This window comes from Phaeobacter sp. JH20_08 (assembly GCF_048056635.1).
GTDB classification, from domain to species: domain Bacteria; phylum Pseudomonadota; class Alphaproteobacteria; order Rhodobacterales; family Rhodobacteraceae; genus Phaeobacter; species Phaeobacter bryozoorum.
In genome coordinates this window covers 459,191-474,440 of the sequence record NZ_JAYMVV010000005.1, presented here as the reverse complement: position 1 = coordinate 474,440, position 15,250 = coordinate 459,191, and the positions used below count along the sequence as shown (strand labels likewise).

At 63.8% G+C, this 15,250-nt stretch carries 12 protein-coding genes; 1 reads left to right on the top strand and 11 read right to left on the bottom strand.

From position 1 onward, the window contains the following. Window positions 1-55: 55 nt before the first annotated feature. The 8 genes from glmM to VWY75_RS04220 form a co-directional block, all read right to left on the bottom strand. Window positions 56-1,402 (bottom strand): phosphoglucosamine mutase, encoded by a 1,347-nt coding sequence (glmM, locus tag VWY75_RS04255; protein WP_416535785.1) that lies wholly within the window; start codon window positions 1,400-1,402, stop codon window positions 56-58. A gap of 21 nt (window positions 1,403-1,423) precedes the next feature. Beyond that, a complete protein-coding gene (gene folP, locus VWY75_RS04250) occupies window positions 1,424-2,419 on the bottom strand; it encodes a dihydropteroate synthase (RefSeq protein WP_340544684.1) in 996 nt (331 codons plus the stop codon). Further along, window positions 2,416-3,336: a dihydroneopterin aldolase gene (locus VWY75_RS04245; RefSeq protein ID WP_340544682.1), complete on the bottom strand. Its 921-nt coding sequence runs from the start codon at window positions 3,334-3,336 to the stop codon at window positions 2,416-2,418. The genes folP and VWY75_RS04245 overlap by 4 nt, the downstream gene beginning before the upstream one ends. Window positions 3,337-3,486: 150 nt before the next feature. Then, window positions 3,487-4,170 carry a cell wall hydrolase gene (locus tag VWY75_RS04240; protein WP_340546285.1) on the bottom strand — a complete coding sequence of 228 codons (684 nt, stop codon included), beginning with the start codon at window positions 4,168-4,170 and terminating at the stop codon, window positions 3,487-3,489. A 135-nt stretch (window positions 4,171-4,305) separates the two neighbouring features. After that, the gene (locus tag VWY75_RS04235; RefSeq protein WP_416539340.1) at window positions 4,306-6,885 is read right to left on the bottom strand and encodes a putative PEP-binding protein; all 2,580 of its coding nucleotides are present in this window, start codon (window positions 6,883-6,885) and stop codon (window positions 4,306-4,308) included. A gap of 185 nt (window positions 6,886-7,070) precedes the next feature. After that, window positions 7,071-9,299: a glycine--tRNA ligase subunit beta gene (glyS, locus tag VWY75_RS04230; RefSeq protein ID WP_416539341.1), complete on the bottom strand. Its 2,229-nt coding sequence runs from the start codon at window positions 9,297-9,299 to the stop codon at window positions 7,071-7,073. A gap of 145 nt (window positions 9,300-9,444) precedes the next feature. Beyond that, a complete protein-coding gene (locus VWY75_RS04225; protein WP_340544679.1) occupies window positions 9,445-9,978 on the bottom strand; it encodes a DUF6446 family protein in 534 nt (177 codons plus the stop codon). A gap of 32 nt (window positions 9,979-10,010) precedes the next feature. After that, a complete protein-coding gene (locus tag VWY75_RS04220) occupies window positions 10,011-10,940 on the bottom strand; it encodes a glycine--tRNA ligase subunit alpha (RefSeq protein ID WP_340544678.1) in 930 nt (309 codons plus the stop codon). Between the two features lie 258 nt (window positions 10,941-11,198). On the opposite strand from VWY75_RS04220, the gene VWY75_RS04215 reads away from it, so the two are divergent. After that, window positions 11,199-12,989, top strand: coding sequence for a serine protease (locus VWY75_RS04215; RefSeq protein ID WP_416539342.1), 1,791 nt, complete (start codon window positions 11,199-11,201; stop codon window positions 12,987-12,989). Between the two features lie 113 nt (window positions 12,990-13,102). Here VWY75_RS04215 and VWY75_RS04210 read toward each other — a convergent pair whose 3' ends face one another. The 3 genes from VWY75_RS04210 to VWY75_RS04200 all read right to left on the bottom strand — a co-directional run bounded on the left by VWY75_RS04210 (window position 13,103) and on the right by VWY75_RS04200 (window position 15,201). Next, window positions 13,103-13,744, bottom strand: a complete 642-nt coding sequence (locus VWY75_RS04210; protein ID WP_340544676.1) for an SDR family oxidoreductase — start codon at window positions 13,742-13,744, stop codon at window positions 13,103-13,105. Between the two features lie 13 nt (window positions 13,745-13,757). After that, window positions 13,758-14,291: a DUF1178 family protein gene (locus tag VWY75_RS04205; protein ID WP_416539351.1), complete on the bottom strand. Its 534-nt coding sequence runs from the start codon at window positions 14,289-14,291 to the stop codon at window positions 13,758-13,760. Window positions 14,292-14,421: 130 nt separating this feature from the next. Then, window positions 14,422-15,201 carry an EcsC family protein gene (locus tag VWY75_RS04200; protein ID WP_340544674.1) on the bottom strand — a complete coding sequence of 260 codons (780 nt, stop codon included), beginning with the start codon at window positions 15,199-15,201 and terminating at the stop codon, window positions 14,422-14,424. Between the last annotated feature and the right edge of the window lie 49 nt (window positions 15,202-15,250).

The following is a 15,250-nucleotide window of genomic DNA, read 5'->3' as shown; positions in this document are numbered from 1 at the left end:
GTCACAAGCCCTGTAATGTCACAAGCCCTGTCACAGGGCATGTCCGACGACCGGACTATTCAGCCACAGCCGCCTCAACCGCAGCAACCACGCTATTCACCGCCTCTCTCAGCACGGCAGCATCTTCGCATTCGGCCATGACCCTAACCAGCGGTTCGGTGCCTGACTTGCGGATCAGCAGACGTCCCTGCCCCGCAAGAGAGGCTTCGGCGCTCTGGATCGCGCTCTGCACCTGATCTGTTTCCAGCGGTGTCTGCCCGGCGGCAAATCGGACATTCTTCAGCAGCTGCGGCACCGGGGTGAACTGCTGGGCCAGCTGCGATGCCGGGCTGTCGGAGCGGATCATCTCCGCAAGAAAATGCAGCCCTGCCATCAGCCCGTCGCCGGTGGTGGCGTAATCCGACATGACAATATGGCCGGACTGCTCGCCGCCGAGGTTGAAGCCGCCTTCGCGCATCCGTTCCACGACATAGCGATCACCAACTGCCGTCCGCTCAAGCCCTATCCCGCGCGCGTCGAGGTGCCGCTCAAGCCCCAGATTGGACATCACCGTCGCCACCAGAGCCTTGCCGGACAGAAGGTCATCCTCGGCCCAGCGGGTCGCCAGCAGCGCCATCAGCTGATCGCCATCCGCCACTTTTCCGGTCTCGTCGATCAGGATCACCCGGTCGGCATCCCCGTCAAGACAGATCCCCACATGGGCGCCATGGGCCACAACGGTCTCCGCCGCGGTCCCCGGATGAGTAGAGCCACAATCGCGGTTGATATTGGTGCCATCGGGTGAAACACCCACCGGTATCACATCGGCGCCCAGCTCCCACAGGATTTCCGGCGCAGCCCGGTGGGCAGCCCCATTGGCGCAATCAATCACCACCTTCAGCCCGTCCAGCCGGATATCGCGGGGCAGCGAGCTTTTGACCCGCTCACCGTAGCGGAACCGCGCGTCATCAATCCGTTTCGCACGCCCGATATTCTGCGCCTGCGCGGGTTCGACACCGGCCTCGATCAGAGCTTCCAGTTCCATTTCGACGGTATCGGACAGTTTGAAACCATCCGGTCCAAAGAACTTGATCCCATTATCCGCCGCCGGATTGTGGCTGGCCGAGATCATCACGCCAAGATCGGCGCGCATCGAGCGGGTCATCAGCCCCACCGCCGGTGTCGGCACCGGGCCAAGCAGCAGCACATTCATACCGGTCGACGTCAGCCCCGCGGTCAGTGCGCTTTCGAACATGTAGCCCGACAGGCGGGTGTCCTTGCCAATCACCACACGGTGCACCCCTGAGGCGTCGCGGCGGAAATACCGGCCGACAGCCGCGCCAATGCGCAGCGCCATGTCCGCTGTCATAGGATGGATATTGGCCGTGCCACGCACGCCATCCGTGCCAAAAAACTTGCGCATATCAGCCCTTTCGGTCGGGTCTTATCGGACGGCCTGCCACAGGCGAACCGCCTGCGCCGTCTCGGCAACATCATGCACCCGCAGGAATTGCACGCCTTGGGCCAGGGCTGCAAGCCCTACCGCGATAGAGCCCGGCGCGCGGGCGGCAGCATCCGGCTCATGGCCCAGCTTGCCGATAAAGCCCTTGCGCGACACCCCCAGCAGGATTGGACACCCCAACCCATGGAACAGGCTGAGATTGCGCAACAGGGTCAGATTGTGGTCCAGCGTCTTGCCAAACCCGATGCCCGGATCAACCACGATCTGCTCGCGCACCACCCCGATATCTTCCAGCCGGTCGATCTGCCCCTTCAGGAAATCATAGACATCCAGCAGGACGTTCTCATAGGTCGGATCGTCCTGCATCGTCGCCGGGTCGCCCTGGGCGTGCATGATACAAGCAGGAACCCCGGCCTGCGCAGTCAAGGGTGCCAGAGCCGGATCAAAGGTAAATCCCGACACGTCGTTGGTCAGGCTCGCTCCGGCATCCAGCGCCTCGGCCAGAACGACCGCCTTGCGCGTATCAATGGAGATCGGCACCTGCGAACGGGCGCGGATCGCTTCAATCACCGGAGCGGTGCGGCGGATCTCCTCATCTTCGGGGACCAGCGCGGCACCGGGGCGGGTGGATTCTCCGCCAACGTCGATGATGCTTGCCCCATCGGCAACCATCTGCAAAGCCGCCGCGCAGGCGGCGCTGACCTCATCATGCTGCCCGCCATCCGAGAAACTGTCAGGGGTCACATTCAGGATGCCCATGATCTGCGGCTGCGTCATATCCAGCCCGGCAATCGTTGCCCGCCGCGCCGTCAGCCGGTGGCGCACATCCTCGGGCAGCAGACCCGCAGGCATCAGCCGCGGTGGCGCGCCGCGCTCCAGCACTTCCACCTGGGTAAACCAGAGCCCGCCACTGATCAGCGACAACGCCCCCTCGGGGCGATTGTCCCCGTGTTGTACCAGCGGTCGGTAATAACTCACAGTTGGGTCTGCTCCACATCCACGGCGCGCAGCGGCACCCCCGGATTGCCAGGCAGTGCGGCGCCAATCACGATCATCTCGCCGGCCTCGAATGTGGCGGCGAACCAGGCAGCCAGCGCCACCGCGTCAGAGGGCGCCGCCGAAGGGCCATCTACCGCATCCAAAACGATTTTTGACGGAGCCCAGACGCAAATCTGCCCGTTTTTCATGGCCCAGTCCAGCTCCGTTCGCGTCGAAACGACGACACAGCGATCATCCTTTGCCGCGAGCCGCCAGGCGTTCTGTTCAATCGCCAGCAGATCAATCCGGCGCTGGGTCCATTTGTGACCGGTCTGCGGCGTGGCCAGCTCATGCGCCCCAACACAGAGGATCAACGGACGCTTGCGGCACTGCATCTGGTCGATCCAGCCGGTCAGGTGGTCACTGTCGATGGCACGGTTGGACAGATACATCAGCCGCGGATGCGGGCGCTCTTCACTGTCGACACCGGTCGCGACCTGATTGCGGGCGCGCACGATTTCCACACCCAGTGCCCCCGGCCCGCGATCCAGTTTCTCAATCCGCACAAAGGCCCGCACAGCCTGCGGTTCCAGCAGGATCCGCTCGGCCACGCGCTCCGCCAGGGTTTCCAGCAGGTTCAGACGTTCTTCGGACAGCTCACGCGCAATCGCCTCTGTCACCCGGTCATACGACAGGATACGGTCGACATCATCATCCAGATCCGCAGGCAGCGGCGCAACTTCGACAACCACATTGAAGCAGATACGCTGGGTGGTTCCGCGTTCTGCCTGAAAGGCGCCGATTTCCACCTCGACGATGTGATCCCTGAGCGAAATCCGATCCAGCGGTCCGCGCGCTGCAGTGGCCTCCGACCGTTCGGAAGGATGCGCAAATGCGAGACGAATTTCTGAAGACATGACGGTCGAGCCCCTGAACTGGCTATCTGGCGGTGAGGTTCCAGCATAAACATGCCGCGCCCGCATAACAGGCCTTCATGCGCCATACCAGTGGCCGAAAACGGCGCTGCCAGGGTTTCAACCACGGCAAGCACCCGCCCCTGACACGCCTTAGTTGTTGAGCGCAGTCCGAAAACGATCATCGCGGTAAAAGAGATGGACGCCGATCCGCGCGGTCTTGGTGAAGCTCTTGCTCCAGCGCGGACGCACCGCTGTGGTATGGTAATAGGTCGCGCCATCGGTGATCCCGGTGATCGCCCCATCCATCACCAGACGGGCCACTTTGGAGACCCGCTCAAATGCGGTTTTCTCGCGGATCACTTCCTTGTGGCCGTCGCAGGTGTAGGTGAACTGGCACTGATACTTGCGCCCGGTCCCCTGGTTGATCACGCCGCACAGGCTGTCGGGGAACTGCGAGGATTTCACACGGTTCATAATCACCTCGGCAACGGCGAACTGGCCCTTCACGGTTTCACCGCGCGCCTCGAAATACAGCGCTTCGGCGAGGCAGGCAAAATTCTCGCCCCCCTTGGCGGCCGGAATGGTGTCCAGCCATGCCTTGGTGAATTTCACTTCGGTCGCCTTGGCCTTCTTGGCCGAGCGGTTGAAGTTGAAGAAATTGTTCAAACGCCCGGTCGGCACGGCGTTCAGGGTGGATTGCTCACGTTCGAACAGCGCGTCCAAACCGGAATCCGCATATACATCTTTGGCCGCTGCCAAGGCGGCAGCAAACACGGCAGCTACAGTCAGAATCTTCATAAGGGCATCCCCACTAGACAGATCGCGCACGGCCATCCCAACGTCACGCGATCGCACCTCCTAGTGGAAATCCCTCCAAACGTCCAGCGGCGGGACAGCGCACCCCGCTGCCCCTTGGTTAAGCGCCAATCCGCTGCTTTCTGCTGCCCCTGCGAAAGCCCCTTGTTTTCTTTACGATTTTAGAGATTCGCGTGGTGAATCTCCGGTTTGGCTGGAAATCGCCAATTGCGCCGCAGCAAGCCGTGCAACGGGCACCCGAAACGGGGAACAGGAGACGTAATCGAACCCGGCTTCGCGACAGAACGCAATCGATTCGGGGTTGCCGCCATGCTCGCCACAGATCGACAGCGTGATCTGCGGGTTCTCTGCACGACCCCGCTGAACCCCCAGTTTCAGCAGCTCGCCGACCCCGTCTGTATCCAGCACGTGGAAAGGATCCTCTGGAAAGACGCCCTGATTGACATAGGCCGACATAAACCGCCCCGCATCGTCCCGCGACATGCCATAGGTCATCTGGGTAAGGTCGTTGGTCCCGAAGCTGAGGAACGACGTATGCGGCGAAATCTCACCCGCGCGCAGGGCCGCACGCGGGGTCTCCACCATGACCCCCAGACGATAGGTGAAATCCTCGCCACGCTCGGCCTTCACCGCCAGCGCGACGGCATCAATGCGCGCCTTCACCAGCTCCACCTCACGTTTGGCCGAGACCAGCGGGATCATGATCTCCGGCACCACCGGATCGCCCTCCTTGGAGGCATCCAGAGTGGCCTCGAAAATCGCCCGTGCCTGCATGTCGTAGATTTCCGGAACCGTCACCCCCAGCCGCACGCCGCGCAGGCCCAGCATGGGGTTGTATTCCTCCATCTCCTCGACCCGGCGGGTCACATCGCTCACCGGGATGCCCAAGGCTTCCGAAAGCTCCCGCTGCCCGGTTTTGGAGGTCGGCAGGAATTCATGCAGCGGCGGGTCGAACAGCCGAATACAGACCGGCAGCCCTTCCATGATGCGAAACAGCGCAAAGAAATCCTCCCGCTGCATCGGCAGCAACCGCGCCAGCACCGCAGCCCGCCCCTCCGAGGTCTCGGCAAAGATCATCTCCCGCATCACCGTCAACCGGCCGGGATCAAAGAACATATGCTCGGTCCGGCACAGGCCGATCCCCTGCGCGTTGAACTTGCGCGCGGTCTCGGCATCCTCCGGCGTGTCGGCATTGGCGCGGATGTCGATATCGCGCACCTCATCGGCCCAGGTGAGAAGGGTCTGAAAGGCGCCGTCCTCCGCCGCCTCCAGCATCTCCGGTTCGCCCGCCAGCACCTCGCCACTGCTGCCGTCGATGGTAATGATATCGCCACGGCTGAACACCCGGTCGCCCTGGGCCACCAGCTGCTTGCGCCGACTGTGGAACTTCAGGTTAGAGGCCCCGACGATACATGGCAGCCCGAGACCGCGACCGATCACCGCCGCATGGCTGGTGATCCCGCCGCGCTCCGTCAGCACCCCTACCGCCGCGTGCATACCCCGCACATCCTCGGGCGAGGTTTCGCGCCGCACCAGAATGCAGGGCTCACCGCGCGCCGCACTGGCCTGCGCCTCCGCAGCGGTAAACACCAGCCGCCCGGTGGCAGCACCCGGGCTGGCGGCAATGCCCTTTCCGATCACATCACGGGTCGCCCCCGGCGCCACCTGCCGGTGCAGCAGCTCGGTCAGAATATGCGCGTCGACCCGCATCACCGCTTCCTGCCGCGGGATAATGCCATCCTCGGCCAGCGCCACCGCGATCCGCACCGCCGCCTGTGCCGACCGGGTGACCCGCACCCCGTCCAGGATATGCACCGCACCGCTCACGATCACGAATTCCACCTGCATCTCTTCGCGCAGACGCTGTCGCATCAGCCGGGCATGGGATTTCAGATCGGCAAAGGCCTCGGGCGCCGATTCCTCCAGCGATGGCCCGCGCGGGTCACACTCCAGATACAGCGCCTCGGCCCCCGCCCCCAGCGCATCGCGCCCCTGGCTCTGGCTCAGGTACCGCCCGGTGATCTGCGGCTCACCGGTCTTGGTATTGACCAGCTGCAACACACCCGAACCGCATTCGCCCTGACCAAAGCCCGGCACCATCTCCTGCACCACCAGACCCAGCCCGGCATCCGCAGGCGCGCCCTTGGCCTGCCGCAACAGCCGGGCCGAGGTGCCTTCCCAGGCCCGCGCCATCGACCGCAACACCGCCGCCAGCTGCTCCGCCGGATCCTGTGGAAACGGCTCATCGGTCTCCGCCTCATAGGCGTGCAGAACCTCGCTCAGCGCATCCGGCCCACCGTCCTCCACATCGTCAAAGACATCCGGGTCCAGCCGCGCCACATGCACCGCATAAGACTGCACAAACCGCAGATACAAGGCCGCCGCCCCGTCGCGCCCAAGACTGTCGCAAAGGTCGACATAGCGCGCATCATTCATGCCGATGTTGAGGATCGCACCGGGGCCGCCCCAATCGGGATCCTGTGACGACGGGCGCACACAGAGCAGCGCATCCGACGGAAAGGCGTCAACAATCGCCGCCATATCGGGCATCTCGCCCTGGGCGATCCCGTGCACCGCCTGAAACGACAGCGCCACGGTGCGCGGCACCGGCAGATCCAGCCGCACCAGACGTTGCAGGCATTTCGCCCGCCCGCCATGGGTGTGATTGGCAATGGGTGCCACCGGCGTGATCAGCACAAAATCCGGCGTCTCATCCTGTGGGGCACGAGCCATGTCTCGATCATTTTTCTGCACTGCGGCGCCTTTCCTTTGCTATGCAGCATAGCCCTGTCGTCCATTCCCGCAAGGAAAAGCACGTGGACCAAAAGGAGAAAACCGGGACGACCCTGCGATCACCCCGGTTTCTCGTTGTTTTGCCTGCCCGGACTGCGCGGTCAGATCGCGGCCCTGCGGGGGTCTCAGCCCTCGATCCGGGTCAGATCGGCGACCTGCCCGCAGACCTTGCGGATCTGGCTCAGCAGGTTCAGGCGGTTGCGGCGCACCACCTCATTGTCGGAATTGACCTGCACCGCTTCAAAAAACGCATCCACCGGGGCTCGCAATGCGGCCATGCTGCCCATGGCAGCCGCGAAATCTTCGGCCTCGATGGCCGAAGAGATCGCCCCCTCGCTCTGCGCAAGCGCATCGAACAGGGCCACTTCGCTGTCATCCTCGGCGAATTTCTTATCCGCGCCGTAGGAATATTCTACGCCATCCTTCTCCTCGGCCTGCGCCAGGATATTGTTGGCCCGTTTGAAGCCCTGCAACAGGTTCTCGCCATCCTCGGAGGCCATGAACTCCTCCAGCGCACGGGCGCGTTTCACCAGCAGCGTGAGGTCATCGTTGGCCTCCATCGCGATGCAGGCGTCGATCACGTCATGACGGATGCCCTGATCACGCAGGAACACCTTGAGCCGGTCGTGGAAGAAGGAGAGGAGATCACGCGACACATCCGGCAGCTGCGTCTTCAGCCGCTCGATATGTTTGGGCAGATCCCCGTCAAAGGCATCCAGAACCGTGCGCACGGCAGAACCAAAGACACCGTGATCGGCGATCTCGTTCAGCATGTCCTGCATCAGCCCCGTAGCAACCGGGTCACCACCGTTCTGGGCCATTTCATGGCGCAGCAGATGGGCATCAATTGCCCCGTCCAGCCGCATCCGCACATCATTGTCCAGCACCAGCCGGATCACCCCCAGCGCAGCACGGCGCAGAGCAAAGGGGTCTTTGGAGCCGGTGGGTTTTTCATCAATCGCCCAGAACCCGGTCAGCGTGTCCAGTTTATCGGCCAGCGCCACGGCAACCGAGACCGGCTCGGAAGGCACATCATCCGACGGGCCAAGCGGCGAATAATGCGCCTCGCAGGCATTGGCCACCTCTTGCGGCAGGCCAGCCGCCTCCGCGTAGTAGCGCCCCATCAGGCCCTGCAATTCCGGGAACTCATAGACCATTTCGGAACTCAGATCGGCCTTTGCCACCCGTGCGGCCTGCTCTGCCAGATCGGCATCGGCGCCGACAACCGGCGCGATCTCGCGGGCCAGCGCGGCAATACGGTCAATCCGCGCCGCCTGCGTGCCCAGCTTGTTGTGGAAGGTCACATTGCCCAGCTTCGCAACCCAGGGCTCAAACCCCTGCTCGGTCACCGTGCGCAGATCATTCTCCCAGAAGAACTTCGCATCCGCCAGCCGTGCCGACAGAACTTTTTGGTTGCCCGCCAGGATGGTCGCGCCATTGTCGGCGGTCTCGCGGTTGGCGACGGTGATGAACTTCTCGATCCGCCCGGTCTTCGGATTGCGCACCGAGAAAAACTTCTGATGTTCCTTCATCGAGGTCTGCAAGACCTCCGGCGGCAGCGCCAGGAATTCATCGTCGATGGCGCCCATCAGCACCACTGGCCATTCCACCAGACCAGCGACCTCGGCCAGAAGACCCTTGTCCTCGACAACCTCCAACCCGCTGGCAAAGGCCTGATTGGTGGCCTCCTGCCAGATGGCCGCTTCCCGCTCGGCCGGATCCAGCACCACATGCGCCCGCTTCAGCTTGGCGGCATAATCGTCAAAGCTGGATACGGTGATCTGATCCGGCGCCATGAAACGGTGGCCAAATGTGGTCTTGCCCGATGCGATCCCATCGATATCCAGCGGCACAACCTCGGCGCCATCCTCCTTGGACAGGAGACAGAGGATCGAATGCAGCGGGCGCACCCAGCGCAGGGCGCCCGATCCCCAGCGCATGGACTTCGGCCAGGGGAAATTGCGGATGGTGTCTTCCAGCACCTCTGCAATGATCTCTGCCGCCGGGCGCCCCGGCTTTTCGATCAGGGCAAAATAGACTGCGCCCTTCGGGGTGTCGCGCTCCTCCAGCTGCTCGCGTGTGAGGCCCGCACCGCGCAGGAAGCCTTCGATGGCCTTGTCCGGCGCGCCCACTTTCGGCCCCTTGCGCTCCTCGCGCACTGTCGGGGAGTGCTCCAGCAGCCCCTCAAGCGCCAGCGTCAGACGGCGCGGCGTCGATAGCGCATGGGCACCGGCATAGGTCAGCCCCGCTTCGACCAGACCATCGGTCACGCGTTTTTTCAGATCCTCCGCCGCACGCGCCTGCATACGGGCCGGAATTTCCTCGGAAAACAGTTCAATCAGAAGATCAGGCATCAGATGTCCTTACGGATGGCCGCGCGCGGCGCGGAAAATACGTGTTGACGGAAAGGAGCCGCTTCTGAACGAAGGGCTGCGCCGTCCCGCGGGGTGGCGCTATTGCGCCGCCCCAGAGGGGCGGTACTCTTCAGAAAGGCAAGCATCATTCGCCTCCGACCGCCTCTGGCCGGGGCGGGCATTCCTCGCCCACAACCGTGCCGTCATAGGCTTTCTGGCCGCAATCGTTCAGCTCATGCCAGACATAGCCGCGCCCTGCGTCGGTGATCGCTACGATACGGTCCACCCCGTAAGAGATATTCTTGACCGACAAAAAGCTCTCGGCGCGTCCCTCGGCCAGCGCCTGGCCAATGGCTTCGGCATCAAAACAGTCAAACCAGCCCGGCGCATTGCGCGGCTCTTTCTGATCCGACAGCACAAACAGTTGCGCCAGCTCTTCAGGCTTCAGATCGGTAGCGAAACAGGCGCGATAGCGAATGGGAGAACTCTCCGCGTCGATCGCCTCAAAGCCACTGTAGCGGATCGGCAGCGCCGCGCCACCACCAAGCGGCGTCAGCATCACGTCCTTGCCCGGCTGCAGCTCGACATCCTCGTAAAAGCCGTAGACCTGCAGGTAATACATCGCCGCCCCAGCCGCGAGGCCGGAGCAGATCAGGATCAGCGAAAGGAACTTGCCCATACCGTGGACTCCTATTGGCAATCAGCCTCGGGTTACGCTGCGTGACCGCCGGCTTCGGTCTGCACAAAGGCATCGGCGCATTGCTTGGCAAGCGCGCGCACCCGGCCGATATAGGCCTGCCGCTCGGTGACAGAAATGACGCCGCGCGCATCGAGCAGGTTGAAGACATGGCTGGCCTTGATGCACTGGTCATAGGCCGGATGGGCCATGATGATGCGTTTGCCGGTCTTGGGGTCGATATGCTCCTGCGCGAGGATCGCGGCGCATTCGGCCTCGGCCTCCTCGAAATGGCGCAGCAGTACCTCGGTATTGGCCACGTCAAAGTTCCAGCGCGCGTATTCTTCCTCGGTCTGCTTGAACACATCGCCATAGCTCAGCGGGATCAGCGCGTCCGGGTCGTTGAACGGCATGTCCATCACGTGATCGACGCCCAGAATATACATCGCCAGACGTTCCAGACCATAGGTCAGCTCGCCCGATACCGGGTGACAATCGTAGCCGCCGACCTGCTGGAAATAGGTGAACTGGCTGACTTCCATCCCGTCGCACCAAACCTCCCAGCCGAGGCCCCAGGCGCCGAGCGTCGGGCTTTCCCAGTCGTCTTCGACAAAACGAATGTCGTGCATGTCCATATCGACGCCGATCGCCTCGAGGCTGCCCAGATACAGCTCCTGCAGGTTCGGCGGCGAGGGTTTGATCAGCACCTGATACTGGTAGTAGTGCTGCAACCGGTTCGGGTTCTCACCATAGCGGCCATCGGTCGGACGGCGCGACGGCTGCACATAGGCGGCCGCCCAGGCCTTGCTGCCCAGCGCGCGCAGCGTGGTCGCGGGGTGAAAGGTGCCCGCGCCGACTTCCATGTCGTAGGGCTGCATAATGGCACAGCCTTTGGAGGCCCAGTACGTCTGAAGCCGCAGAATGATCTCTTGGAACGAGCGCGGAGCGCCTTTGGTGTCGGTCATGTTTCTTCCCTATGGGGGCAGCAAATCCGGGGTTCTTCCTATGCAAGCCCCGGCGCAGGGTCAACGGCGCATCGCAGCCTCAGCGGCTCCGGCCCCGCTGAAACACGCAGCCCCCGCCCTCCAGCGCGTCCCTGAGACCACATCAGCCGAATTTGGCGCCATCCGCCGGGTTTTCCCCCTGCGAAGAGGAGTTCCCTTCGCGGCGCGAAAGTGGTTATGTGCGCGCCAACGACCGATCACCCCGATAGAGGCCTTTTGATGAAGAGTTTGATTGCTACGCTGGCACTGTCCCTGATGGCGCTGGCATCCGCCTTTACAGGTGTTGCCACCGCCCAGACCGGCACCCAACAATCCGCGCAGGAGACGGTCTGGATCCAGGTTGCCGCCCGCGCCTCCCTGCGCGAAGCCCAGGCCGAAGCGCAGGAATTTGCCGCGCGGCTGCCCGATGTCTCCGGCTTCTCGCTTGGCGGTGGCTGGTATGGCATTCTGCTTGGCCCCTATACCCGCAGCGATGCCGACCGGGTGCTTCAGGTCTACCGCGCCGAACGGCAGATCCCGCGCGACAGCTTCATCGCGTTAAGCAGCAACCTCGGCAATCAGTTCTACCCGACAGCCGCCACCGCCAATACCGAACCGCAGGCCACCGTCGAAAGCCCGGTTCTGGAGCCGATCGACCCCGCAGTGGTGACCCAGGCCCCGGCGGAACCGGTCGAAACCGTGCTCCCCGATGAGACCCCGGCTGAGGCGCGCCGCAGCGAATCCCGTCTCACCCGCGAAGAACGCATGGATCTGCAAACCGCGCTCAAGGCCGCCGGTTTCTATACTTCCACCATCGACGGCGCCTTTGGTCGCGGCACGCGTGGCTCCATGTCGGACTGGCAGTCGGCCCGCGGCTACGCGCCCACCGGTGTGCTGACCACCGCCCAGCGTCAGGCGCTGATGGATGAATATAACGCGCCGCTGATTTCGGTTGGCATGGCCCCCCTCACCGATACCAAAGCCGGGATTTCGATGCAGGTCCCCGCAGGTGAAGTGACCTTCGATCGCTACGAATCTCCCTTTGCCCTGTTCAAGAGCAGCGGCGATCTCGGCGCGCAGCTGCTGCTGATCAGCCAGCCCGGTGACCGGCGCACGCTCTACGGTCTCTACGACATCATGCAAACGCTGGAGATCGTCCCTCTGGACGGTCCGCGCCAGCGCAGCGGCGACAGCTTCACCCTGGAAGGCCGCGGCAATGGCATCGTCTCCTATACCGAGGCCCGGCTCGCCAATGGCGAAATCAAGGGCTTCACGCTGGTCTGGCCGACCGGTGACGACGAGCGGCGCGCCCGCGTGCTGGCAGCGATGTCGGCCAGCTTCGAACGCATCGACGGCGTTCTGGATCCCGCCGCCGGTGCCGATGCCCCGCAGAATGTCGATCTGATCTCGGGCCTTGACGTGCGCAAGCCGCGCCTGTCGCGCTCCGGCTTCTATGTCGATGCCAAGGGCAGCGTGGCGACCACCGCCGATGTGGTTGCAGGCTGCACCCGGGTGACACTGGATCACGACTACCAGGCCGAGGTCGCCTATACCGACACCGCCACCGGCATCGCCGTGCTGCGCCCGGTTGAGGCGCTGGCCCCGATGGCCGTCGCCAAACTGGCCAGCGCCTCCGCCCGGCTTCAGTCCGATATCGCGGTTTCCGGCTTCTCTTACGAGGGCGTCCTCGGCGCCCCCAGCCTCAGCTGGGGCAGCTTGCAGGATGTAAAGGATCTGTCCGGCAACCCCGGTGTCTCGCGTCTGCAACTCAGCAGCCAGCCGGGCGATGCGGGCGGCCCGGTGCTGACCACCGATGGCGCAGTGCAGGGCATATTGCTGAGCCAGACCAAAGGCGCCACCCAGCTGCCAGAAGGGGTCAGTTTTGCGGCAAATGCCGATACCCTGCGCGCCGCCCTGAGCAGCGCCGGGGTCACCGCCTCTGACGCCAGCGCTGAGGCAACCGCCTTGCCGGTCGGGGCGCTGACCCGTCAGGCCAGCGGCATGACCGTTCTGGTCAGCTGCTGGGACTGAGCCACGGCCAGCCACCGCCCTGCGGGGCTTTGCAAACCAAAAAAGGCCGGAGCGAATGCTCCGGCCTTATTCGTTTCCGCGCCGATCTGTTCAGCCGGTCTTCACTCGCACGCTCAATAGGCGTGGATACGGCCATCCCAGGTGTGAAAACAGCCCGTGGTTTCCGTGCTCAGCACGTCAAACTCATGCAGCAGCCCGGCGACGGATTCCTGCACCGAGATGTCGCCCTCTTCGCCGCCCATATCCGTCCGCACCCAGCCCGGATGATAGATCCCGACGGCGATGCCCTCCGGCAGCAGATCCGTCGCCAGATTGCGCCCGATATTGAGCGCTGCCGCCTTTGACGCGCGATAGGCATAGCTGCCGCCGGGCGCACGGGCATGGCTCGCCATCTGTGACGAAATGATCGCGATCTTCGGATCCGCCGCCAGCCGCAGGTTCGGCAACAGCGCCTGCACCGTCAAAAAGACCCCAGTGACATTGGCGGCCAGCGTCTTGCCCCAGACCTCGGCAGAGTAATCCTCCAGCGCCATTGATTTATCGAGATAGACACCGGCGTTGCACACCAGCAGGTCAACCGGTCGCCCCTTCAGCTGGGCGGCAAACCGCGCCTGCTGGCCGGGATCGGTCACATCCAGCCGCACACCGGAGGAATGATCGCGCGACGTGCCCGTCACCTCGTGACCATCCTCCCGCAGCTTCGCGACCAATTCGCGGCCAATGCCCCGGCTGGTTCCTGTCACGACGACATGCATACATGCTCTTCCTTCAATTGGTTTTTCTATTGGGCAGGAAGGGCAGCGGCAGCACCGGCACGCCCTCCTCGATCAGCGCCCGCGCCTCTTCCGGCCGGGCCTCACCGTGGATCGCCCGCTCCGGCGCATCACCAAGGTGCATGGCGCGCGCCTCATTGGCGAAATCCTTACCGACGTAATCTGAATTCTTCTCAACCTTGCGCCGCAGCTCCGCCACCGCAGCCTCCAGCTCTCCCGATGGGGTGCTCAGCGCCCCCGCACCGGGTGGAACCGCCCGCAGCGCGCCCGGCGCTCCAGCCGCCTGTGGTGCAGGTTGCTGCGGCGCGACAGCCCCCGCAGCGGCACGCGACTCTGCCTCACCGACCGGCGAAACCGCCGTACGGCCGGGGCGCACGCGGGGCGCCATGATTGCCTTTTCCACCTGACTGGATCCACATTGCGCACAGGCCACCATCCCCGCCGCTGCCAGCTTGTCAAAAGCGGCTGCCGACTGGAACCAGCTGTCAAAACTGTGTCCTTCAGCGCATTTCAGAGCGTATTGTATCATCGTCATCACTCTTCATCAGGAGGGGATGATTAAATCTGCAATCCCCACAAGTGCAAGGGCAGAAGCGCCCGCTGCCGGTGTTCCACATCAGACCGCCGCAGATCGGCAACCGCCTTCGGAGGGCGGGTTGCTACCGTGGTGCCAGCAACCGGTCCTGCAGGCGCGCAACCAATGTCTCATGTGGCTGATCCGCCGCCACCGCCAGACGACGCAGACCAAAATGGACCCGCGCCATTTCCTGATAATAGCCCGAATAGACGAAATTGGTCGTGGCCCCGGCCACGGCCCCCAGCACCGGCAGTGTCTGCGCGGCCAGCTTCTGGCCCAAAACCATGCTGAAACGGGGTGCCACCTGCGCGATCAGTTTCTGCACCGCCCCCCCGGTCAGCCCCAGCCGCAGTGATAGGAACCCCAGATCCGCGCCATCATCCGCCGCCAGCGGACCAGCAGCAGCGAACACCCGGATACAGTCAAAGCGCACGCCCTCGGCCTCCGGGTCAAAGCCTTCTTCGGCCGCCACCCCCTGAATACTGCGCAGCAGGAAGGCCGTGGTTGCGGGCAGCTCGACCAATGCTCCGGGCAAACCGCCCATACCACCCGCCGCGCCCATCGCGGCGCTGACCGCGCGGTTGACCGCCGCCGGCTGATCCGGCACCACCCGGCGCGATCCGCTGGCCCCCTGCATCGCCAGTTGCAACGCCTGCTCGGTGGCGCCGTTCAACCGGCTCCGCACCGGCGCAGGCAATTTGTCCAGCAGCCCGTCAACCGAGCCGCCCAGCAGGTTCAGGATCTGGATGCCCAGCCCACCGGCGGCGCGGTAACGCTTGGCCAGCGCCTCCAGCTCCGCCTCCACGGCAGCAGCGTCCAGCGGCGTGGTCAGGGCAGTATCAGGGGTCAGGATCTCGGTCATGGCATACCTCATGTTGCCAAAAAAATGTTTGTCTTCCCGGCCCGTATTT